General features: G+C 72.6%; 15 protein-coding genes and 1 pseudogene. 5 read left to right on the plus strand and 11 right to left on the minus strand.

Annotated features, from left to right (window positions below; all coding sequences use genetic code 11):
- Positions 1-75 precede the first annotated feature (75 nt).
- The gene (locus tag OG370_RS07360; RefSeq protein ID WP_328461824.1) at positions 76-2376 is read left to right on the plus strand and encodes a SpoIIE family protein phosphatase; all 2301 of its coding nucleotides are present in this window, start codon (positions 76-78) and stop codon (positions 2374-2376) included.
- 24 nt (positions 2377-2400) lie between these two features.
- Here the strand turns inward: OG370_RS07360 and OG370_RS07365 are convergent, their stop codons facing one another.
- The gene (locus tag OG370_RS07365) at positions 2401-2784 is read right to left on the minus strand and encodes a DoxX family protein (RefSeq protein WP_328461826.1); all 384 of its coding nucleotides are present in this window, start codon (positions 2782-2784) and stop codon (positions 2401-2403) included.
- A 268-nt stretch (positions 2785-3052) separates the two neighbouring features.
- Positions 3053-4027 (minus strand): aldo/keto reductase, encoded by a 975-nt coding sequence (locus tag OG370_RS07370; RefSeq protein WP_328461828.1) that lies wholly within the window; start codon positions 4025-4027, stop codon positions 3053-3055.
- 301 nt (positions 4028-4328) lie between these two features.
- Here OG370_RS07370 and OG370_RS07375 point away from each other — a divergent pair, with 301 nt between their 5' ends.
- Complete coding sequence (locus OG370_RS07375) at positions 4329-5294, plus strand: helix-turn-helix transcriptional regulator (protein ID WP_328461830.1); 966 nt, start codon at positions 4329-4331, stop codon at positions 5292-5294.
- Positions 5295-5357: 63 nt separating this feature from the next.
- Here OG370_RS07375 and OG370_RS07380 read toward each other — a convergent pair whose 3' ends face one another.
- The gene (locus OG370_RS07380) at positions 5358-6887 is read right to left on the minus strand and encodes an RICIN domain-containing protein (protein WP_328461832.1); all 1530 of its coding nucleotides are present in this window, start codon (positions 6885-6887) and stop codon (positions 5358-5360) included.
- Positions 6888-7017: 130 nt separating this feature from the next.
- Positions 7018-9852: an RICIN domain-containing protein gene (locus OG370_RS07385; protein ID WP_328461834.1), complete on the minus strand. Its 2835-nt coding sequence runs from the start codon at positions 9850-9852 to the stop codon at positions 7018-7020.
- Between the two features lie 379 nt (positions 9853-10231).
- On the opposite strand from OG370_RS07385, the gene OG370_RS07390 reads away from it, so the two are divergent.
- Positions 10232-13009: a beta-galactosidase gene (locus OG370_RS07390; RefSeq protein WP_328461836.1), complete on the plus strand. Its 2778-nt coding sequence runs from the start codon at positions 10232-10234 to the stop codon at positions 13007-13009.
- Positions 13010-13117: 108 nt separating this feature from the next.
- Here OG370_RS07390 and OG370_RS07395 read toward each other — a convergent pair whose 3' ends face one another.
- The 6 genes and pseudogenes from OG370_RS07395 to OG370_RS07420 form a co-directional block, all read right to left on the minus strand.
- A complete protein-coding gene (locus OG370_RS07395) occupies positions 13118-13762 on the minus strand; it encodes a dihydrofolate reductase family protein (protein WP_328461838.1) in 645 nt (214 codons plus the stop codon).
- A gap of 170 nt (positions 13763-13932) precedes the next feature.
- Positions 13933-15036, minus strand: a complete 1104-nt coding sequence (locus OG370_RS07400; protein ID WP_328461840.1) for a right-handed parallel beta-helix repeat-containing protein — start codon at positions 15034-15036, stop codon at positions 13933-13935.
- Positions 15037-15382: 346 nt separating this feature from the next.
- On the minus strand, positions 15383-16657 hold the full coding sequence (locus tag OG370_RS07405) for a serine hydrolase domain-containing protein (RefSeq protein ID WP_328461842.1): 1275 nt from the start codon (positions 16655-16657) through the stop codon (positions 15383-15385).
- Positions 16658-16891: 234 nt separating this feature from the next.
- A complete protein-coding gene (locus OG370_RS07410; RefSeq protein ID WP_328473867.1) occupies positions 16892-18367 on the minus strand; it encodes an oxygenase MpaB family protein in 1476 nt (491 codons plus the stop codon).
- Positions 18368-18486: 119 nt separating this feature from the next.
- Positions 18487-19206: pseudogene (uppS, locus tag OG370_RS07415) on the minus strand (polyprenyl diphosphate synthase); the annotation flags it as partial.
- A gap of 357 nt (positions 19207-19563) precedes the next feature.
- Positions 19564-19953 (minus strand): MmyB family transcriptional regulator, encoded by a 390-nt coding sequence (locus tag OG370_RS07420; RefSeq protein WP_328461843.1) that lies wholly within the window; start codon positions 19951-19953, stop codon positions 19564-19566.
- Here OG370_RS07420 and OG370_RS07425 point away from each other — a divergent pair.
- Complete coding sequence (locus OG370_RS07425) at positions 19934-20110, plus strand: hypothetical protein (protein ID WP_328461844.1); 177 nt, start codon at positions 19934-19936, stop codon at positions 20108-20110. The two genes, OG370_RS07420 and OG370_RS07425, sit on opposite strands and share 20 nt — an antisense overlap.
- A 115-nt stretch (positions 20111-20225) precedes the next feature.
- Complete coding sequence (locus OG370_RS07430; RefSeq protein WP_328461845.1) at positions 20226-20867, plus strand: HAD family hydrolase; 642 nt, start codon at positions 20226-20228, stop codon at positions 20865-20867.
- Between the two features lie 46 nt (positions 20868-20913).
- Here the strand turns inward: OG370_RS07430 and OG370_RS07435 are convergent, their stop codons facing one another.
- Positions 20914-21765: an ABC transporter ATP-binding protein gene (locus OG370_RS07435; protein WP_443060851.1), complete on the minus strand. Its 852-nt coding sequence runs from the start codon at positions 21763-21765 to the stop codon at positions 20914-20916.
- Positions 21766-21777: the final 12 nt, after the last annotated feature.

A 21777-nucleotide genomic window follows, 5' to 3' on the forward strand; every position in this document is an offset into this window, starting at 1 on the left:
AAGGGCCTTGATGGGACAATGGTGGTGAGCCGGTGGGGGGATCGGCCGCGCACCTCACGCAAGGAGAGGTCCGAGATGCCCGACAGCGGTTCCTTCAGCTTCGATGCCCGGGGGCGGGTGACGGCCGTACGCAGCTCCGCGCAGATCCCGCCGACCGCCCTGGCCGGCGCCGTCGGCGAGTCCGCCCTGCACGTGCTGCGGGACCTGCTGGAAGCGAGCGAGACGGACGGCACGCCGGTCGTCCAGTTCGACGCCTGGCGGAGCGACGAGGGCACCGTGCTGTCCGCGGTCGGATCGGCGGCGAGCCCGGGAACGGCCCGGGTGCAGAGCGCCTACATGCCGTCGGCGTTCGAGAACGCCGTCGCGGGCCTGGAGTTGTACGACATCGGGCAGACGGTCGTGCGCAGCAACGCGGCCTGCCTGGCCGTGCGCGGCCTGCCGGCCGACGACGTCGTCGGTCACCGTGTGGAAGAGCTCGACTCCACGCTGCCGCTGAGCCCGCTGGTCGCCCGGGCCATGTCGCAGGAGCGGGCCGCCGGCGCGAGCCCGGTCGTCGTCCAGGACGTCCGGAAGGGGCCGGAGGTCTACTCCGTGCTGGCTCTTCCGCTGCGCGAGGGCACGGATGTCGTCGGGGCGGCGACGATCATGCACAACGTGACGGAGAGCGTCCGGTCCCGGGACGCGGAGCGACTGCTCGTCACGATGCACAAGAAGCTGGGCACGGAACTGGGCGTGATGCAGACCGCGCAGGAGCTGGCGTCGGCGGCCACCGAGGAGTTCGCCGACGTCGTCTCCGTCGACCTGGCGGAGGCCCTCTTCCACGGCGAGGAGGCCCCGCTGCCGCCGCTGAGCGCCACTTCCCCGCTGCGCCGGGCCGCGTTCGTCTCCGTCACGGAGTTCACCAGCCTGTACGCGGTCGGTGAGCCGAGCCGCTTCGCGTTCCCCACCCCGTACAGCCAGGCGCTGGCGGACACGAAGCCGCGGCTGGTGGACCCGCGCAGCAGCCCGTCGGACTGGCACATGCACGACGCCGCCCGCGCGGGAATCCTGCGTTCGGCGGGTGTGCACTCGATGATCCTGGCGCCCCTGGTGCAGCGGGGCCGCGTGCTGGGGCTGGCCTGCTTCTACCGGGCCGGGCGGGACACCACGCCGTTCGATCGGCACGACCTGGCGCTGGCCGAGCAGATCACCGCCCGGGCGGCCGTCCACATGGAGAACGCGCGCCGCTACACCCGCGAGCTCAACGCGGCGACGACCTTGCAGCGCAGGCTGCTGCCGCAGCGCCTGCCCGAGGTGCCCGCCGTCCGCACGGCGTACTTCTGGAACCCGAGCAGCCACCAGACCCACTGGTTCGACGTGATCCCGCTGTCCGGCGCCCGGGTGGGCCTGGCCATGGGCCAGATCCCGCAGCACGGCCTGCGCGCCTCGGTGGACATCGGGCGGTTCCGGACCGCGTTCGCCACGCTCGCCCGGATGGACCTGACCCCCGACGAACTGCTGGCGCACCTGGACGACGTGGCCCACACGATCCAGCAGGAGGACGCGGCGTCGCCCGAGGCGCGAGCGGACAACGGCAGCGCCGCCGGCCCCGCCGCGGGGGAAACCCGCTGCCTGTACGCGATCTACGACCCGATCGCGGGTGGCCTCGCGCTCGCCTCCGCGGACTGGCCCGCACCGCTGGTGACCACCGCGGACGGCGTCACCACCCCGATCGAGGTGCCGCTGGGCCCCGCGCTTGGCCACCACTCCAGCTACGAGACGGCCCGCACCACACTCGCGCCGGACACGCTGCTGACCTTCTACTCGGCCTCGATGCTGCACCCGCCCGGCGACGACGACGCCCTCGCGCTGCTCCGGCGCGCGGCCGGCAGGTCGGCCGGCGACGCCCAAGTGGCCTGCGACAACATCGTCTACGCCCTCATGGGCGACCGGGTCGGCGGCGCCCGCGACGGCGGTGCGGTGCTGACCGCGGAGGTCAGACGGCTCGCCCCGGACGACCACGTGTCGTGGACGTCGCCCCGGGAGCGCGCCGCCGTCGCCGACTGCCGGGCCCGCGCCCGCGAGCAGTTGGAGGCATGGCGGCTGGAGGACCAGGTCTTCGCCACCGAGATGGTGGTCAGCGAACTCGTGACCAACGTGCTCCAGCACGCGGGCGGGAAACCGCGGGTCCGCCTCATCCGGGACGAACACCTCACCGTGGAGGTCTCGGACGACTCCACCACCTCCCCCCACCTGCGGCACGCGCGGGCGCAGGACGAGGGCGGCAGGGGCCTGCTGATCGCCGCCACCCTGGCCAGCCGCTGGGGCACCCGCTACGGGGAGGAGGGGAAGACGATCTGGGTCGAACAGGACCTCCCCGAGGAAGAGCCCCACTGAGCCCCGACCGGCGCTCAGGGCCCGCTACTTGGTGAAGGACTCGGGGCCGAAGCGGCCGACCGCCACGAACAGGATCAGGGCGAGGTAGACCACGTTCACCAGGACGTGCACGAACTCCCGGCGGCGGGACTCCACGACCGCCGCGCCGATCATGATCAGGCCCAGGCCGACCGCGGCGCTCGGCGCCAGGATCTGCGCGATGCCGAGCCAGCCGGGCAGCACCAGGCCGGCGGCGCCCAGGACCTCGACGGCGCCGAGGGCCTTGACGAACCCGGCGTCGAAGTCCAGGGCCCATCCCCCGCCGGGGGCCTTGGCCAGCTTCTCCCGGGGGATGAACAGCTTGTTGGCGCCGGCGACCAGGAAGGCCGCGGCCAGCAGCCCGGCGACGATCCACAGAGCGGTGTTCACGTGATCTCTCCTCGACGTGTCCTCAGGCGGGTGCTGAGCGGGTGGGCGGTAGCGGGCCGGGGACGGTCGGACGTCCCCGGCCCGCCGCGTTCCGCCTCCTTGGACGAGGAGGGCAGCCGAGAGGTAACAACCTGGTGCACCGCGCGGTGGTCCGCGCCGCTGCGTCGCACCGACGCGCCAGGCATCGGGTCGCACGGGCCCGGCGGCATCGGGTCGCACGGACGGGCCCGGCGACGGATGCCGCCGGGCCCGTGGGGCGAGAGGTCGGTCAGCGCTCCAGCAGGCGCATCTGGGCCTCGTTGTGGGTGTCCCCCGCGGCCGGGGGCAGGCTGCTGAGCCGCGCGAGCTGCTCCTCGTCGAGGCGCACCTCGTCAGCGCCGATGTTCTCCTCCACCCGGGCCACGCGACGGGTGCCGGGGATGGGGGCGATGTCGTCGCCCTGGGCCAGCAGCCAGGCGAGCGCGACCTGGGCCGGGGTGGCGCCGATCTCGGTGGCGACGGCGGCGACCGCGTCGGCCAGCCGGAGGTTGTGCTGGAAGTTCTCCTCCGTGAACCGGGGGTTGTCGGCGCGGAAGTCCGCCGGGTCGATCTGGTGGGTGGAGCGGATGGTACCGGTCAGGAAACCGCGGCCGAGCGGCGAGAACGGTACGAAGCCGATGTTCAGCTCGCGCAGCACCGGCAGCACGTGGGCCTCGGGGTCACGGGTGAACAGCGAGTACTCCGACTGGAGCGCGGTGACCGGGTGGACGGCGTGGGCGCGGCGGATCGTGTCGGGTCCGGCCTCGGACAGGCCGATGGCGCGGATCTTGCCCTCGGTGACCAGCTCGGCGAGCGTCCCGACCGTCTCCTCGATCGGCGTGCCCGGGTCGACACGGTGCTGGTAGTACAGATCGATGTAGTCGGTGTCCAGCCGCTTCAGGGAGCCCTCGACCGCGGTGCGGATGCTCGCCGGGCTGCTGTCGGTGCCGTCCTGGCGGCCGGTGTGCGAGATCAGCCCGAACTTCGTCGCCAGCACCACCTCGTCCCGGTGGCCCTTCAGCGCCCGCCCGACGAGTTCCTCGTTGACGTAGGGGCCGTAGACCTCCGCGGTGTCGATGAACGTCAGGCCCAGTTCCAGGGCCCGGTGGATGGTACGGATCGACCCGGCGTCGTCGGTCCCCGCGCCGACGTAGCCGTGGGACATGCCCATCGCGCCCAGGCCGATGCGGGAGACGTCCAGGTCACGCAGCTTGATGTGCTTCATCGCTTCTCGATTCTCCTGATGATCTCGGTGGTACGAACGGTCGGTGGCGGGCGGGGAATTCCGGGGTGGCGGAGGCCGCCCGGCACGGATCGCGGGGTCGTCCCGCACGGAGGGCGGAACCCGCCGCGCACGGACGACGGGGCCGGCCGCGGTCCCGTACGGATATCGCTCCACACCTACGAGCGTGCACCCGCGCGGGCGCTTCCGGCAGGGCGGGATCTGCCGGGGAACGGCCAGCAGGGGTGTGACAGGGCCCCCCACCTCGGGCGTGTCGGGCTGACGGCGGCGGGAGACTGGAGCCATGGCACCCGAGCAGCACGGCGGCGGCCACAGCGGCGGCGAGCAGTTGGGCCGCTTCCTGCGCGCCCGCCGTACCCAGACCAGCCCGCAGGCCGTCGGCCTGACCCCGGGGCCCGGCATCCGCCGCACCCCCGGCCTGCGCCGCGAGGAGCTGGCCACGCTCGCCGGCGTCAGCATCGACTACTACACCCGCCTGGAACGCGGCAAGGAGACCCGCCCGAGTCCCGCGGTGGTCGACGCCCTCGCCCGCGCCCTGCAACTGGACGACGCGGAGCACCAGCACCTGCGCGAACTCGCGGTGCGCGCCGCCCGCTACGCGCCGCAGCCCGTCCCGGCCCCGACCCGCGCGGTGCGCTCCCCGGTGAAGCTGCTGCTGGAGACGGTACGTCCGAACCCCGCGTACGTCCTGAGCCGCAGCATGGACCTGCTCGCCCACAACCCCGGTGGGCTCGCCCTCTACTGCGGCATGGACGACTGGCCCGCCACCCAGCGCAACCTCGCCCGCTACCTCTTCCTCCACCCGACCGCGCGCGAGCTCTTCCCCGACTGGGGCAACCAGGTCCGCGGCTGCGTGGCCCGGCTGCGCGCGCTGGCCGGCACCGACCCCGACGCGCCCGACCTCGCCCAGCTCGTCGGCGAACTCCTGCTGAAGAGCCCGGACTTCGCGGGTCTGTGGGAGCGCTACGAGGTCACCGGCCGCAAGCACCTCACCAAGACCTTTCTGCACCCCCAGGTCGGGGAGATCACGCTCGCCTTCCAGGGCATGGCGCTCGAAGGCACCCCCGGGCACCGGATGGGCGTCTACTCCGCCGGCCCCGGCACCCCCGACCACGACGCGATGCAGCTGCTCGACATGACGGCGTCCCAGGCGTCCGCCGAACACGAGCCGCACCCCGGGCACGAACCGCACCCCGGGCACGAACCGCACCTCGGGCACGAGCCTCACCCCGGCCACCAGCCCGGCTGACCGGGTGGCGGCCGGGGTGGCGGCCGGGGTGGCGGCCGGAGCGGTGGTGGCGCCGTCAGGTGCTCAGCCGAGCGCCCAGATCTGGTTGTAGCCGCCGTTGCCCACCCACTGGACGACCGGGTCGCCCGCCGTGGTGGACTGGTTGGCGACATCGGCGACCCAGCCGGTCGCCAGGTTCACCAGCACGAACCAGGAGTCGGTGGGCGAGGTGTACGTCCCCGCGGCTTCCACCGCCCAGCGCTGGTTGCTGCCGCCGTCACACGTCCGCTGGTCGAGCTGCGTGCCCTGGTCGGCCGAACTGCCCGGCACCTCAAGGCACTTGCCGCTGGCCGCACTCGCCAGGGTGTAGACGTTGCCGTCCACCCTGGACATCGTCCACTGCTGGTTGGCGCCGCCGTCGGCGCCCCACTGGATCACGGCGGCGCCGTCCGCGGTGGAGCCGCCGCTGACGTCCATCAGCAGCGAACTGTTGGCGTTGGCCAGGGTCATGGTGCCGTCGGCGGGGTTGGAGGAGCCGTTGGACCAGGTGCCGGCCGCGGAGTCCAGCGTCCAGGAGTTCTGCCAGCCGACCGACAGGGTGCTGCCGCTGATCGTCATGGGCAGCCAGACCAGCGCGGAGGACCCCAGATCGGAGGTGTTCCAGCGGTCGCCGGCGTAGATGTACGTCGTCCCGGACGAGCCCTGGACGGGGATGATGTTCGCGGTCTGGCTGTCGTAGGTGCTGGTGCCGGCCGCGGCGAAGGGGCGCCAGCCGGACCAGGGGCCGGCGAGCGAGGTGGCGGTGGCGTAGTCGTTGTCGTTGGTGCTCCAGCCGCTCAGGTGCGAGCCGAGCAGGAAGTACCGGCCGCCGACCTTGGCCATCGCGGGGGCTTCGTAGTCGGGCAGGACGGCGACCGCGGACGTCACGGAGAGGTAGTCGGCCGACAGCTTGTCGATCCGCAGGCCGTTGGAGCGGTCCTCGCTGAGCAGGTAGGCGGTGCCGTCGGTGTCCTGGAAGATGTTCAGGTCACGGCTCTCGAAGCCGAGCGGCCGGAAGCTGCCGCGGTACGTGTACGGCCCGCAGGGCGTGCTGCTGGTGGCCACGCCCACCTTGGCGTCGCCGTAGGAGGAGGAGTCGATGTGCAGGTACATCACGTAGGTGTGGGTCGAGGCGTTGTAGATCACCTTGGGGCGCTCGACCACCCGGTTCGGGCCCAGGTCGCCGTCGGCCTGCCGGGTCAGCGCCTGGCCCTTCTTCGTCCAGTGCGCCAGGTCGGTGCTGCTGTAGCAGGGGATGTCCTGGAAGGACGCGTCGCCGGAGTTCTCGCCGGTCTTGTCCTCGCCGAAGCCGTACCAGGTCGAGCCGGACTTGACGATGCCCAGTCCGTGCAGTTGCAGCACCCCGCCGGCGCTGTCCTGCCACGTCTGGCCGGGGTTGAACTGCGCGGTCGCCGCCGCGTGGGCGGCGGTCGAGGGCAGCGCGAAGGCCAGCACCGCGGCCAGCCAGGTGACGAGGGCGGCGGTGAAGGTCGCGGCGCGGCCTCTGCGCGGCCCGCCGGTTCGGGCATGTCGGGTTCCGGCACGTCCGGTTCGGGCATGTCGCAAGGGGAGCATGAGGGGTCCTCGGGAAGGGTCGGCGGTCCGGGGGGACCGCGGGTGGGTGAGGGGATTCGTTCGCTGGCAGAACGTCAGGGATGGCCGCCCGGCCCGGCCCGCACGGGCGGCGCCGCCGCCGGAACACGGCTCAGCCGGTGGCCCATTGCTGGTTGCCACCTCCGTTGCAGGTCCACAGCTCCGCGGGCGTGCCGTTCGCGGTGCCGGCGTTGGTGACGTCCAGGCACAGGCCCGAGGCGGTGTTGCGGATCGTGCCGTCCGGGCCGAGCGTCCACTGCTGGTCGGCGGCGCCCGCGGTGCAGGTCCACAGGACGACCGCGGTGCCCGGCGCGGTGCCGCCGTCGGAGGCGTCGAGGCACATGCCCTGCACGGTGAGGGTGCCGTGGCGCTCGCGGGTCCAGGTCTGGTTGACGCTTCCGTCGCAGTCCCAGATGTCGACCTTGGTGCCGGGGGCGGTGACGGCACCCGGATCATCGAGGCAGCGGCCCGAGGCGGCGCCGACGACAGGGCCGCCGGGAAGCAGGCCGATGGTGACCGGGCCGAGGGTGCGCGCCTGGGTGGCGGGGGTCCCGGTGACCGCGGCGACGGGCCTGGCGCCGACCGGGTCGGCGACCTGCTGGACCAGGTAGGAGGAGCCGGCGACGGCCGGAACGGAGATCTGCGCGTTTCCGGTCGAGGCGACGACGACGGTCTTCTCGTCCGTGCCGTCGACCACCTGGATCTGGTGTCCTGGCCAGGGGTTGCGGACCTTGATGGCTCCGGTGGAGCCGGCGTTGATCCCCACCGTGGTGACGACGCCGCCATGGGCCTGGACGGAGACCTTGCTGCCGCCCTGGATGAAGACGGTGCCGTCGGCGTCCCAACCGGGCGGCAGCGCGGGCGCGATGCGCACCAGGCCGTCGTAGTCCTGGACCAGCGCCTCGTCCAGCGTCGCCGCCACCACGCCCTGCTGTTCGGCGTACGGCTCGTTCCCGACGAAGGTCGCGAGCCCCGAGGGCAGCTTCTGGTATGCCTCGGTGATGCCGGTGAGGGTGCTCGCGACCTCGCTGCCCAGGCCGAGCCGGGCGGCCTGGAGCGGATCGTTGGACCAGTCGTTCGTCAGCTTGTCGGGCCGGTCGGCGTAGGTGCGCTTGGCGAGGTCGGTGAGCGGGCTCGCGTCACCGATCAGGCCGTAGGGCCAGACCGGTTCCAGGCCGACGTTCTCCGAGTTGTGCGCGCTCGCGGCCGGGTCGTAGGAGGGGGCGATGACATCCGCGCCGGCGGCGTCGTCGGCGGGGGTGAGCAGTTGGGTCCGGGTGGCGGCGTCGGTGCGGGCGTAGGGGCGGATCTCGGGGATGGCGGCGTCGAGTCGGGTGACGAGGTCGGCGTCCTGGCCGAGCAGCCGGGCGGCCTGCACCGTCGCGGGGAACAGCGCCTGCATCGCGGCGATGTCGGTGGTCGGGTCGTGGACGTCCCACTGCGTCTCGTGGGCGTTGGACGGATAGGTGTGCAGGTCACCGTCGGAGCCCGTGGTCGCGTACGCCAGCAGGAAGCGGGCCGCCTGCGCCATCAGCGGGTAGTTCGCGGTGAGGAACGACCGGTCGCCGGTCATCCGGTACTGCTGCCACACCCACAGCCCGACCTCGGCACCGGTGCTGATCGTCCGGGCGTTGTAGTACGGGCCCGAGCCGGCGTCGCAGTTCAGGCCCGGCGAGGACAGCCAGGTCTCGTACTCGTAGCCCTGCCCGTTGAACCGCATCGTCTCCGGCACGCACGCGCCGGCACGGCCGCCCATGTGCGCCGTGGTCCAGGTCTGGATGGCGGGGAGGTTGTCCCGGTAGAGGCGGAAGTAGGGGTCGTTGAGCGCGAACGCCCCGGCGGACAGGTTCGCCTGGACCTGCATCCGCAGGTTCCACTGCCAGTACGCGCTCGGGTCCCACTGGTGGGAGTCCTGGTACGGGGAGAACAGGTCCGCGACGCCTGCCTGCGAGCCGGGATAGGTGTCCCGGCTCTCGGCGGCGGCGTCGTACAGGTCCAGGGTGCGCAGGTTCTCCATGTAGTCCGCGCTGCCGTCCGCCGAGGAGAACTCGGTCAGGCCCACTCCGTTCCAGAAGGTGTGCCACCACGACAGGTGTCCGGCGCTGAGGGTGGCGGCGCCGGCGGTCGCATCGCCGCCCAGGAGTGCCGAGGCGGTGGCCTGGGCGTCGCCGCCGGCCCAGTGCGGCGCGGCGGCGATCACCCGGAACGAGCCGTCCGGGTGCGGTGTGAAGGAGACCTGGACCGTCCGGTCGTCGACGACGCTCGCGCTCACGCCCTGGCCGCCGGCCGTGATGCCGCCGAGCGAGCCGAAGGTGGCGCCGCCCGACCCGGGCCGGCCGGTGTCCTTCCAGGTCTCGGCGAGCGTGCCGATCCCACCGCCCGCCTGCGCCTGGGGGGAACGCCCCGACCACAGGCCCAGCCGCGCGGTCTGGGTGACCGCGGGATCGGCGCCGGTCACCTCGACGACGAGTTCGTCCTTGTCCGCGCGGGTGTAGATGGTGGCGGTCATGCCGCCGCCGGACTCGACCAGGGTGCCGTCGTACAGGTCGAGGTGGGCGGAGAAGTCGGCGGCGTCGGTCAGCCGGGACAGGCCCGGGACGGTCACCCGGCCCGGGGACTTGCGGTCGGGGAGGGTGTCGGAGCGGTTGAGCTGCGCGGTGAAGCCGCCCGCCGCCCAGACCGCCGCGCCCATCGTGCCGTTGCCGAGCGGCATCGCCTGCGCGGGGGTGGTGTTGGGACGCCCGAGGACCACATCGGACCGGCGCACCACGTCGGGCGTGTCCACCGTGAATCGCCCGGCCTGCCAGGCGGTGGTACCGGAGGCGGCGCTACCGGAGGCGGCGTGGGCGGTGAACCGGCCTGGGGCGATCCCGGCGGGTCCGAAGGCGCCCAGCAGGGCCAGGACGAGGCCGAACGCGGTGCCGAGAACGATCGTGCGAGGGGTCATGACATGGCTCTCCAATGCCGGGTCCTGGTGGTGCCGCCTGCGACGGAAGCGCTCGGCGCGGAGCACCTGGCGAAGCGCGGGACGTCCGAGGCGCACAAGACGAACGAGGGGCACGCGGGCAGGCGAGGGCGGCACCCCGTTCGTCTTCAAACAAGATCGATCACAACAAGCCGTGACCGAACACGGGCTGTGAGTGCGCCATTGGTAGCGCCGAGACGTCGTAGCAGTCAAGGGTTGTCGCAGAGTGCGGGCGAAGTTTGCGTAAACACTTGACGCGCGTCCGCCGACGCAGTTCCCTGAGCCCGCCACGTTCGATTGTGAGTGTTTTCGGTTGACTGCGTTGGTTCTCCGGTCAACCTTCCGACCCGCGGGAGTAGAGATGGACCAGCCGGCAACGCCAGGAAGCGGCGGGCTGAGCCGCCGCGGCGCGATCAGACTGCTGGGCGGCGGTGCCGCGGCGGTCATGAGCGCCCAGATCGCCGGGGCCCTGCTGTGGCCGTCCCGGGCGGTGGCGGCGACGGGCACCGTGGGCGCGCCGGTGACGCTGACGAACGTCGGCAGCGGCTGCCTGCTCGACGTCTACGGCGGATCGACGGCGGACGGCGCGCAGGTCATCCAGTGGACGGCCAGTGGCGCGGCCAACCAGCAGTGGACCCTGCTCGACCAGGGCGACGGATGGACCGCCCTCAGCCCCATGCACTCGGGCACGAGGCTCGATGTCAGCGGCGGATCGACGGACGACGGCGCGCAGGTCATCCAGTGGCACCCCACCGGAGGCCCCAACCAGGAATGGCGGCTGGACGACGCGGGCCAGGGGCGGTTCAAGATCGTCAGCAGGCCCAGCGGAAAACTGCTGACCGTCACGGGCGACGCCACCGCCCCCGGGGCCACGGTCGAGATCCGCTCCGACGCCGGCGACCCCGGCCAGTGGTGGACCGTCGCCACGGCCCCGTACCGGCTCGACGCCACGACCACCGAAGCGCGCACCGACGACCCGCTGGCCGGCGCCGGCGGTGTCGCCGCCGGTGTCAGCTACGGCGTGACGCGCAACGGCTGGTCCAGGAACGCGGCCGCCTGGTATCCCGTCAGCGGCGAACTCCACTACGTCCGCTGCTCCGACCAGCGCTGGGAACGCGAGCTGGGCAAGCTGCGTGCCGCCGGCCTCGGCATCGTGTCGACCTACGTGTTCTGGAACCACCACGAGCAGCCGGAAGGAACCTGGGACTGGACCGGGCGCAGGAACCTGCGCGCCTTCCTCACCGCCGCCCAGCGCCAGGGCCTGCTGGTCTGGCTGCGCGTCGGCCCCTACATCAACGCCGAGACCACCAACGGCGGCATCCCCGACTTCGCCCTGCCCGGTGCGCGCAGCAACGACCCCGGCTACCTGGCCAAGGTGGACGCGTACTTCGCCCAGCTCGCCGCGCAGGCCGACGGACTGTTCGCGAAGGACGGCGGCCCGATCGTCGGCATCCAGCTGGAGAACGAGTACGCCTCCGGCGACCCCGCCCACATCACCACGCTGCGCACGATGTGCGCCGACCACGGCATGGTGGTCCCCTACTACTCGGTCACCGCCAACTCGGTGTTCGCGCCGGACACCGCGATCCCGCTGCAGGGTTCGTACTGCTACCGCGGCTGGGAGACCGGCGCCGGCACCGAGGCGGTCTCCGGCTTCGTCTACGGCACCGACGAGTGGACCGCCGACACCGACCTCGGCGGCGCCACCTACGACACGCTCGCCTACCCGCGCGGCTTCTGCGAGTTGGGCACCGGCAGCCCGATGCGCGGCACCGACCGCTTCCTGGTCGAGCCCGACCACGTCGTGGGACAGGCGTACGACAGCGTCGGCCGCGGGGCCAACTACCTCGGCTACTACATGTTCCACGGCGGCACCCAGGTCGCGGGCCTGTCCGGGACCTGGCCGCTCACCTACGACTTCCAGGCACCGCTGGGCGAGTTCGGGCGGACCAGGGACTCCTACCGCCGCTACCGGCGACTGCACACGTTCGTCACCACCTGCGCCACCGAACTGGTCCGCACCAGGATCAGCCGGGACCCCGGACAGCTCCTCGACCCCACGCAGACCCGGCGGCTGCGCTACATCGGCCGGTTCGACACCGACGGCCGCGGCTTCGTGTTCGTCAACAACACCCAGCGCAACGTCACCATGCCCAGCCGAAGCGACGTCCAGCTCCAGATCCACACCGCGGGCGGCACCGTCTCCCTCCCCGCCGCGCCGCTGACCATGCCACCGGACCGCAGCACCTTCTTCCCCGTCATGACCGACCTCGGCGGTGTCGACCTGCGCTGGGCCACCGTCGAACCCCTGGCCAAGCTCGCCGGCGACGACCTCCCCACCTGGGTCTACTGGGCCCCCGACTGGACCGACCGCGCCCTCGCCTTCGACCGGTCCGTCGCCCTCACCGACGAGTGGGGCACCACGACCCGGCAGATCACCGGCACCGAACTCGTCGTCACCGTCCCGGCCGGCCGGCGCACCTCGCTGCTGGTGCACGCGTCCGCGACCGCCGCTCCCTGCGCCCGGATCGTCGTGCTGACCGAGGCCGAGTCGCTCGACGCGACCGTCGCGCCGCTGAACGGCCGCGACCGGCTGATCATCACCACCGCGGGCCAGGTGACCGGCGTGCAGCCGACCGTACGCTTCGCCGCTGCCGCGGATGCGACGATCAGTGCCGACGTCCTCCCGGCCGGCGGGCTGGCGCCGGCCGCCGGCTGGGAGAGCGCCGGCGGCCAGGCCACGCCGTTCGCCCGCTTCACCTACCGGCTCGCCGCGGCGCCGCCCGCGCCGCGGATCACCGCCACGGGCACCGGCCGGTGGCGGATCAGCGCCGACCCCTCGACGTTCGCCGGCCTGGCGGAAGCCCGCCTGGAACTCGACTACCGGGGCGGCGACGCCACCCTCCTGTCCGGAGGGACGGCGATCGCCGACGACCTCTACCACGGTGAGACGTGGTCCCTCGACCTGATGGACCTCGACGACACCGCCCTCGCCGACCTCACGCTCCAGGTCACCGCCTGGGACGGCACGATCGAGGGGGTCACCCCGCCCGCGGGCTCGACGCCCGCCCTTGCCGGCTCCACCTGGACGCCGCTGCGCGAAGCCGGGTGGAGTGCGGCTGCGGACCACGCCGGATGACGTCCGGATGACATCGAGGGCGCGTTGCGGGTGGCCCGTCCGGGCACGCTTCGGGTCGCTCCTCGGGGCGCCCTCGACGCGTGCCCCGACGGGCGCCTCTCCACGGGCCTACTTGTGCCAGAAGAGATGGTGCGTCACCCCGCTCGGGCTGGGGACGACGTCCAGGTGGAAGCGGTCGAGGAGTTCGTCGGGCGACTCCCAGAGGCGCAGCCCGGTCCCGAACTTCACCGGCGAGACGGCGACGTGCAGGGTGTCGACGAGGTCGGCGTCGAGGAACTCCCGGATGGTGGTGACCCCGCCGCCGAGCCGGACGTCCCTGTCCCCCGCCGCCTCGCGGGCCCGCGCGAGGACCGTGGCCGGGTCGGCGTCGACGAAGTGGAACGTGGTGTCGGAGAGGGTGAACGAGGGACGCTCGTGGTGGGTCATGACGAACACCGGGGTGTGGAACGGGGGTTCGTCGCCCCACCAGCCCTGCCACTCGTGGTCCTGCCAGGGCCCGCGCTGGGGCCCGAACTTGTTACGGCCCATGATCTCGGCGCCGATGTTGTGGCTGAAGTCCCGGGTGAGGTAGTCGTCCAGCCCGCGGCTGCCCCCGGAGTCGGTGCGCATCGGCCAGCTCGCCGTGGCGCCGGCCCAGGAGAACATCTTCCCGGGATCGACATGGCCGAACGGCCGCTCCAGGGTCTGGTCCTCCCCGGCGGCGACCCCGTCGGCGGAGACGGTGAAGTTCTGCACGCGAAGCAACTGGGCCATGGGTTTCCTCCTGCTTTGGTGGGTGTCTCGGTGATGAGACTCCTCCGGCCGGGAAAACTCATCGCCCTATCCGTGACCGATCGGGGCACGCCGTCACGTACCGGCCGCGCACCTCAAAGCCCAGCCGTGGTGAGCGGGCCTCTTCGCCGCGTCAGTAAAGTGCGGCGCCGTCAGTAGAGGGCGGCGAAGAGGTCCTTGACGTTGCCGGTCAGGGTGGGGGCGTTGGCGGCGCCGTTGGACTGGGTGCCGGCGAGCGCGACGGGGGTGGTGCCGGTGCAGGTGATCGTGAGGTTGGAGAAGGTGTTGCCGGACAGCAGCCAGCGGGTGCCGGCGAGGTCGGTGGCGGAGACGTCGGTGTACCAGAGGGTGTTGCCGGTGAAGGTGGGCGGCAGCACGCCGCTGACGACGACGCCGCTGCCGGGGTCCTGGCTGGTGCCGCCGATCGGGAAGGCGGTGCCGGCGTTCCACAGTTCCCCGGCACCGCCGTTGGAGTGGTTGAAGGTGTTGCCGGTCAGGCTGCCGTGCGCCCAGTTGTCGGAGGTCAGGGCGCCGTAGGGGCTGGTCCGGGCGAAGGAGTAGTAGGCGCCGTGGCAGCCGACGACGCTGTTGCCGTGGATGGTCCAGTTGCCGGAGGAGTTCCAGATGGCCAGCCGGCAGTAGGCAAAGCTGTTCGCGGTCAGCTGGGAGTACTCGCTGCGGTCGGCCGCGGACACGCCGAAGTAGCAGTTGAGGAAGGCGTTGCCGGTGAGCTTGACCCGGTAGGCGAAGTAGTCGTCGGCGCTGGACCCGTCGACGGTGACGCCGGCGCCGCGCCAGTTGGTGAAGTCGCAGTCGCTGATGCGTATGTCGGTGCTGCGGGTCAGCGCGACGGCGACGTGGTGGAAGGACGGCGCGGTGTCGAGGGGGTTGCCGGCGCGGCCGAGGAAGCGCACGCCGGTGACGGTGATCGTGCTCCTGCCGGTGGCGGTGAGCGCGCCGGTGGTGTCGTCGGCGACCGTGACCGTGGCGCCGTTGCCCTGGATGTGGCAACCGTCGGGGAGTGCGACGGCGGCGGCGAGGGTGTAGGTCGCGCCGGGCAGGAGCTGGATCTGCGGGGTCGCGGCGAGGACCGCCGCCCAGTCGTCGCCGGGTTGCAGCACGGGGAGCGCCCCGGTCGGCGTGGCGGCCGGGGCGGAGGTGGCGGCCAGCGTGGTGGTCAGTGCCGCGCCCGCGGCCAGGCCGAGCCCGGTCAGGGCCCGGCGGCGGGACGGGGCGCTTGCGTCGGAACGGCTCATGGGGGGCTCCCTCGGGACGGCGCGCCGGGCGAAAGGCGGGGCGGGGCCGGCGGCATCGGGGACACCCTTTGGCCCACCGGATAGGACAACCGACATCTGATGTCTTATGTGTACCGGTGACCCTAGGGGCGCCCGTGTCAGACCGTCAACCCCCTGCGGCAACCCGCGACATGCGGGTCCCCAGCCGCCCAAGTCACCGGCCGCGCACGGATGTTCCGCCGTCCCGCTCGCCCCTCGGACGCGCGACCGCCCCGCTCGGGCGAACCCGGCGGGGCGGACGGTGACGCGTGGCGGCTCCCGCCGCTTCACGTGCGGGGATACGCCTGCTCGGCCTGCGGAAGCGGCGCTACTCGCGGATCGCCTCCGGCGCGACACCGGTGGTCTCCTCCTGGGCGACGTGCGCGGAGTCCGCGGACGCCTGCCGCGTCGCCGCGGAGTTCGCCGGAGTGCCGCAGAACACCGGGTCCAGGGCGGCCCGTTCGGCGGCGAAGACCGTCGAGTTGTTGGACGCGTTCGCCGAGATGGTGACCTGCCGCGCACCGTCGACCGTGGTGTAGGAGTAGGTCTGGTAGCCCTGCACGATGCCGTCGTGGCCGTACACCTGGGTGCCGCAGGACAGGGTGTACTCGCGCATGCCGAGGCCGTACGACGAGGTCCCGGCGGTGTTCTCCGGGTGCATGGTCTCCATCTGCGCGAGCTGCGTCGCGGGCAGCAGGGTGCCGCCGGTCAGCGCCCGCCAGTACTTGTTGAGGTCCGCGGTGTCGGAGATGGCGGCGCCGGCGGTCCCGATCCACGACGCGGTCTGCTCGGTCGCGTCGAAGAGCGGCTTGGAGCGGTCGTCCTGGGTGAGGTAGCCGGTGGCGTGCGGGCCGCCGAGGCCCGTTGCGGGCACGACGTACCGCGTGTCGGTCATACCGGCCGGCCGCAGCACGCGCTGCTGGAGGTTCTCGGCGAAGGGCTTGCCGGTGACGTGCTCGATCAGCAGGCCGAGCACCACGAAGTTCGTGTTGGAGTACTGGTACTGGGTGCCGGGGGTGAACTGCAGCCCGTGGGTGAGCGCGTCCGCGACCTGGTCGGCCGGGTCGAAGGTCTCGTCGCGGAACTGCTGGAAGCCGGTGACGGTGTCGCCCACGAGAATGCCCGGCAGGTCGTTGGTGTAGTCGTACAACCCGCTGGTGTGGTCGAGCAGTTCGCGCACCGTGATCGGCGAGTCGGCCGGCAGCACCCCGCTGGGCAGGTATCCGGCGGCGGGGGCGTCGAGGTCGACCTGGTGCGCGGCAACGAGTTGCAGGGTGAGCACGGCGTCGAAGTTCTTGGTGATGCTGCCGATACGGAACTCCCCCGCGGGGTCGACCGGCGTCTGGGCGGCGAGGTCGCCGGTCCCGGCACTGGCCGTGCCGCCGGCTCCCCCGCGGTCGCTCACGAGCGCGAACGCGCCGGGCGCGCCGGCGGTGACGACGTTCTGCAACGCCTGTTGCAGGCCCGTGTAGTCGGGCGCGGGCAGGGCGGTCGCCGGGGCGGCGCCCGCCGAGCCCGACGCGAACACGGTCGAGGCGAGGGCAACCGCGGCGGCCGCCACGACGAGGGAGCGGCGCTTGGCACCGGTGGATCGAGAAGGCACGACGGGACTCCGCTTGCGTTGTCGGTACGGGTGTGTCGGCTGTGGCGAGTGAGGATGATCTTCACTCTGCCAGACGACACACGGGTAGCCGTGGTTGCAACGAGCCGCAGATCCGCCGCGGGCGGGACCTTCCAACGAACGGCAGACCCGCCGCGGGCCGGGGAGTTTCCTGTCCCTGCCCTGTTCCTTGTACCGGTCCCTACCCGGTCCCTGTTCCGCTCCCCGGCCTGTGCCCTACGCCTCGCTGAGGAGCGGGTCGTAGGCGGTGGAGCGGGCCCGGCCCGCCATGAAGGAGAGGAAATCCTGCACGAACGCGCTTCGGGAGTACCGGACTTCACCGTCCGTCATGGTGCGGCGGAATCCGGTACGGAACAGCGCCCGGTACTCCTCCGCGTCGATGACCTGGTTGCCGTCCGCGTCGGTGACGTCGAAGAGCACCTCGGCGACACGGATCAGCGCGGGCCCGGCGAGGGACGGCACCGCGGCGGCGTACTCCTCCGCGCTGATCCGGCCGTCGCCGTCGATGTCGAGGTCGGACTGGAGTTCCTTCCACCAGGCGGCGAAGGCGTTGTAGAGCCGGGTCTCCTCCGGCTCGTCCAGATCGAGCCGGGAGGACAACTCCCGTGCCATCGCGGCGAGATCGGGCCAGTCCAGATAGCCGTCGCCGGTCTGGTCCAGCACCTCGGTGAAGAACTCGGCGGCGCTCCTGGTCCCGGCCTCCCCCCGTACGGGACCGCGCTCCCGGTCCCGGTCCTGCTCGCTTCCCCGTGCGGGACCGAGGTCCTCGTCGTGCTCGTGGCCGCGCGGCCCGGGCAGCGGCACGACCAGCCGGAACAGCGCTCCGGCCCGCTTCACCTGGTCGCGCAGCGCGTTGAGCGTCGCCGCCTGGGGGTCGTCGCTGTCCGGGGTGAGGTAGAGGAGGTTGGTGACGCTCTCGGTCCGCACCCAGCCCTCGGGCAGGAAACGGGCCAGGCCGGCCGCCATGTACGCACCCTGCATCAGCGTCTGGGCGCCCGGCGTCTCGGGCAGCCCGGCCCGGCGGCGGAACGGCTCCGGCAGGGACGCCACGGTGATCGTGCCGATCACCGGTCCGGCGAGCGCGCGGCCCGCGGCCCACACGGTGGGCAGCGCGTCCAGCAGGGGCGGCGCCGGAAGGTGGTCGAAGAGCTTGTAGAGGATGACGCGCACCGCGTCCGTGCTCTCCAGCTCCTCCTCGACCACGCGGTCGTAGTACCGCCAGAACTCCGGCAGGGTGGGCGGCAGATGACCGCCCGTGTCACCCAACGCGGCCAGGTACGCGAGGAATTCGGCGTACAGCCGCGCCATCGTGGCCTGGTCGAGCGGCTGTCCGCTCAGCCGGCACATGGTGACCGAGCTCTCGAAGAGCGTGGCGACCACCCAGGCGCGGACCTCGGGGTCCATGGCGTCGTAGGCGCGGTTCTGGGCGTCGGTGCCGGACAGCCTGGCGTGCAGGCGGTTGAGGCGCGCGGCCTCCCGCTGCCGGATGTGCTCGTCGGGGCCGAACATCCGCTGCAGGCTGACGAGGGTGTTGCGCAGCCGCCGCCACGGATGGGCGACGAACGTCGAGTTGTCGATCAGGGCGGCACCCACCTGCGGGTGGGCTGCCTCCAGCACGGTGGCCCTGACCACGGCCAGCGCCCAGCGCGGGTCGTCGAAGAACCGGTGGAACTGCGAGTCGGGGCCGAACAGGGACTCGTCCGCAGGGACTTCGGGTCGGGGCGCCGAAGGGGCGCCGCCCGGACCGGTGTTCGTCGGGCCGCCGCTCCTGGGGCCGGTGCGCCTCGCGCCGCTGCTGCTGCCAACGTCCGTCACAGGTGGGTCTCTCCGTTCGGGTGCGGGGTCACGCCGCCGAAGCGGCGATCGCGGTGCTGGTAGGCGCGTACGCACTCCAGGAAGTGCGGCGCGCGGAAGTCGGGCCAGAGCACCGGCGGGAAGATCCACTCGGCGTAGGCGACCTGCCAGAGCATGAAGTTGGAGATGCGCTGCTCGCCGGACGTACGGATCACGAGGTCCACGTCCGGGGTGTCGGGGAACGGCAGATGGGCGGCGAAGTGCCGCTCGTCGACGTCCTCGGCCGGGGTCGCGCTGCGGATGAGGGAGCGCGCCGCCTCGACGATGTCCCGGCGGCCGCCGTGGTCGAACGCCACGGTCAGCGTCATGCCCCGGTTCGGCGCGGTCAGCGTCATCAGGTCGGCGAAGTCGCGGGCCAGTGGCGCCGGAATCCTCGGGTCCGTGACGCCCAGGAACCGGCAGCGGATGCCGCGCGCGTGCAGGAGCGCGGCGTGCTTGCGCACGACCCGGCGCACCAGCCGCATGAGGAAGTCGACCTCGCTGCTCGGGCGGCGCCAGTTCTCCGTGGAGAACGCGTACAGGCTCAGCCACTTCACCCCGGCCGACCGCGCCGCCTCGATGACCTCGATCACCGGCGTCTCGGCCGCCCGGTGGCCCGACGTCCTTGGCAGGGACCGCTGTTCGGCCCATCGGCCGTTGCCGTCCATCACGCAGGCGACGTGCCGCGGTACGGCCCTCGGCCGCCCCGCGCCGGGGGGACGGGGAGAGTCGGGCGGGCGGGACGGATGCGGACGGGCCTGCGCCGGGAGCGCGGAGGCGGCCGGGTCCGCCGGCGGCGCGGCGACCGGGGCTGAGGCTGAGTCCGGGGCCGGAACTGGGGCCGGAATCGGGGCCGCACCGTCTCGTTCGTCGACCGTCACATGTGCCCCCCGCTGTCCGCGCACACTCCCCCCGCCGCGGACCGGCCCGGCAGGGCCCGACCGCGATCGGTTCGGCACTCAGCAGAGTGCCCACCCCGGGGCCCGGGCACAGGAAGATCGGCGGGGATTCACCCATAGCACGCCAGCCCGATTATTCGGCGCCCGCTCCGCCGCTCAGCGAGTGCCCGCCGCGCCGCTCAGCCGCTTGAGGGCGTCTGCGGACGGGCTGCCCGGGGCCGTCTGGTGGACGATGACCACCTGCCCCTCGGCGCCCGCGACCGTGAGCGCCTGCCGCCGTACCGCCAACTCCCCGGCCACCGGATGCGCGAACCGTTTGAGCTCGTCGCGCGACGGGCGGACCTCGTGCCGCGCCCACAGCCGCCGGAAGTCGGCGTCCGCCGTCAACTCGTCGACGAGCCGGGCGGTTTCGGGGTCGCGCGGGTCGCCCTCCGCGCGCAGTGCGGCGGCGGTCTGCGCGGCGACCTCCGGCCACTTCGGGAACAGCCGGCGGATCTCGCGGGCGAGGCACACGTCGCGGACCAGGTTGCGCCCGGGCTCGTACATCGGGGCGAGCGCCGACGTCACCCTCGAACTCGTCGACACCGGCGAACCGCCGCTCCGGCTCTTCCTCGGCACCTGCCCCTATCCCGTCGTCGAAGCGGCCTACCGGCAGCGGCTCGACACCTGGAACGCCTCGCGCCCGCCGGCCGCCAAGGCGTGACCGGCACGGCGTGACCGATACGGCTGTGACGTGGCTGCGTGCACTCCCCCGGTCCCGGGCGCGCGGGCGGCGCGGTCTTGCGTGACTACCGACCGTATGCGCCTAATGTGGCAACGTGATCAAAGCCGTCGCCCTCGACATCGGCGAAACCCTCGTGTCCGACAGCCGTTTCTGGGCCGGGTGGGCCGACTGGCTCGGCGTGCCCCGGCACACCGTCTCCGCGCTGGTGGGAGCGGTGGTGTCACGCGGCGACGACAACGCGGACGCCATAAGGCTGTTGCGACCCGGCCTGGACATGGACGCCGCCTACGCGGCCCGCGAAGCCGCCGGGCGGGGCGAACACCTCGACGAGACGGACCTCTACCCGGACGTACGGCCCTCGCTCGCCGCGCTGCGGCAGGCCGGCGTCCGGGTGGTGGTGGCGGGCAACCAGACCGCCAGGGCAGGGCAGTTGCTCCGCGACCTCGACCTGCCGGCGGACGGCGTCGCGACGTCGGGCGAGTGGGGCGTGGCCAAGCCCGACCCGGCGTTCTTCGTCCGCCTGCTGGAGACCACCCGCACACCGGCCGCCGAGACCCTCTACGTCGGCGACCACCCGGCCAACGACATCCACCCGGCCAAGGAAGCGGGCCTGCGCACCGCGCACTTGAGGCGCGGCCCGTGGGGGCACCTGTGGGCGGACGACCCGCGGGTGGTCGCGGCGGCGGACTTCCGGGTCGACTCGCTGACCGAACTCGCCGGCCTGCTCCAGGACTGAGCCGCCTTCCCGCTCATCCCCGGCCGGCTCCCTTTCCCTTCACCGGTCAGCTCCTCTCGTACGCGTCCACGACCTCGTCCGTGGGTCCGTCCATGAGGAGTTCGCCCTTCTCGATCCACAGCACCCGGTCGCAGGTGTCACGGATGGACTTGTTGTTGTGCGACACGAGGAAGACGGTGCCGGCCTCCTCGCGCAGTTCCCGGATGCGTTCCTCCGAGCGCTTCTGGAACGCGCGGTCGCCGGTGGCCAGTGCCTCGTCGATCATCAGCACGTCGTGGTTCTTGGCGGCGGCGATCGAGAAGCGCAGCCTGGCCGCCATGCCGGAGGAGTACGTGCGCATCGGCAGCGTGATGAAGTCGCCCTTGTCGTTGATGCCGGAGAAGTCGACGATCTGCTGGTAGCGGGCCTGGACCTCCTCCTGGGTCATGCCCATCGCCAGACCGCCGAGGACCACGTTGGTACCCCCGGTCAGGTCGTTCATCAGCGCGGCGTTCACCCCCAGCAGCGACGGCTGGCCCTCGGTGTAGACCCGGCCGCGCTCGGCCGGCAGCAGTCCGGCGATCGCCTTGAGCAGCGTGGACTTGCCGGAGCCGTTCGACCCGATGATGCCGATGGCCTCGCCCCGATACGCGGTGAACGACACGCCGCGCACCGCGTGCACCAAGTGGATGTTGGGCGAGCCGCGCCGCAGCACCATACGGGCCAGCGCCGTGGCCGCGTTGCTGTGGCCCGATCCCGCGGTGTGGATGCGGTACACCACGTGCAAATCGTCCACCACGACCGTCGGAACGAGCGGAAGCACCGGCCCCCCGCGTTCCCTCCCGCCCTCGGCCGACCCGTCGGCCTCCGCCTCCGCCCCCTCCTCAGCCGCCAACCGCGTCGGCGCGGCCTCATCCATCTCCGCCCGCGC

Origin of the sequence: Streptomyces sp. NBC_00448 (assembly GCF_036014115.1) — a bacterium.
Classification (GTDB): Bacteria; Actinomycetota; Actinomycetes; order Streptomycetales; family Streptomycetaceae; genus Actinacidiphila.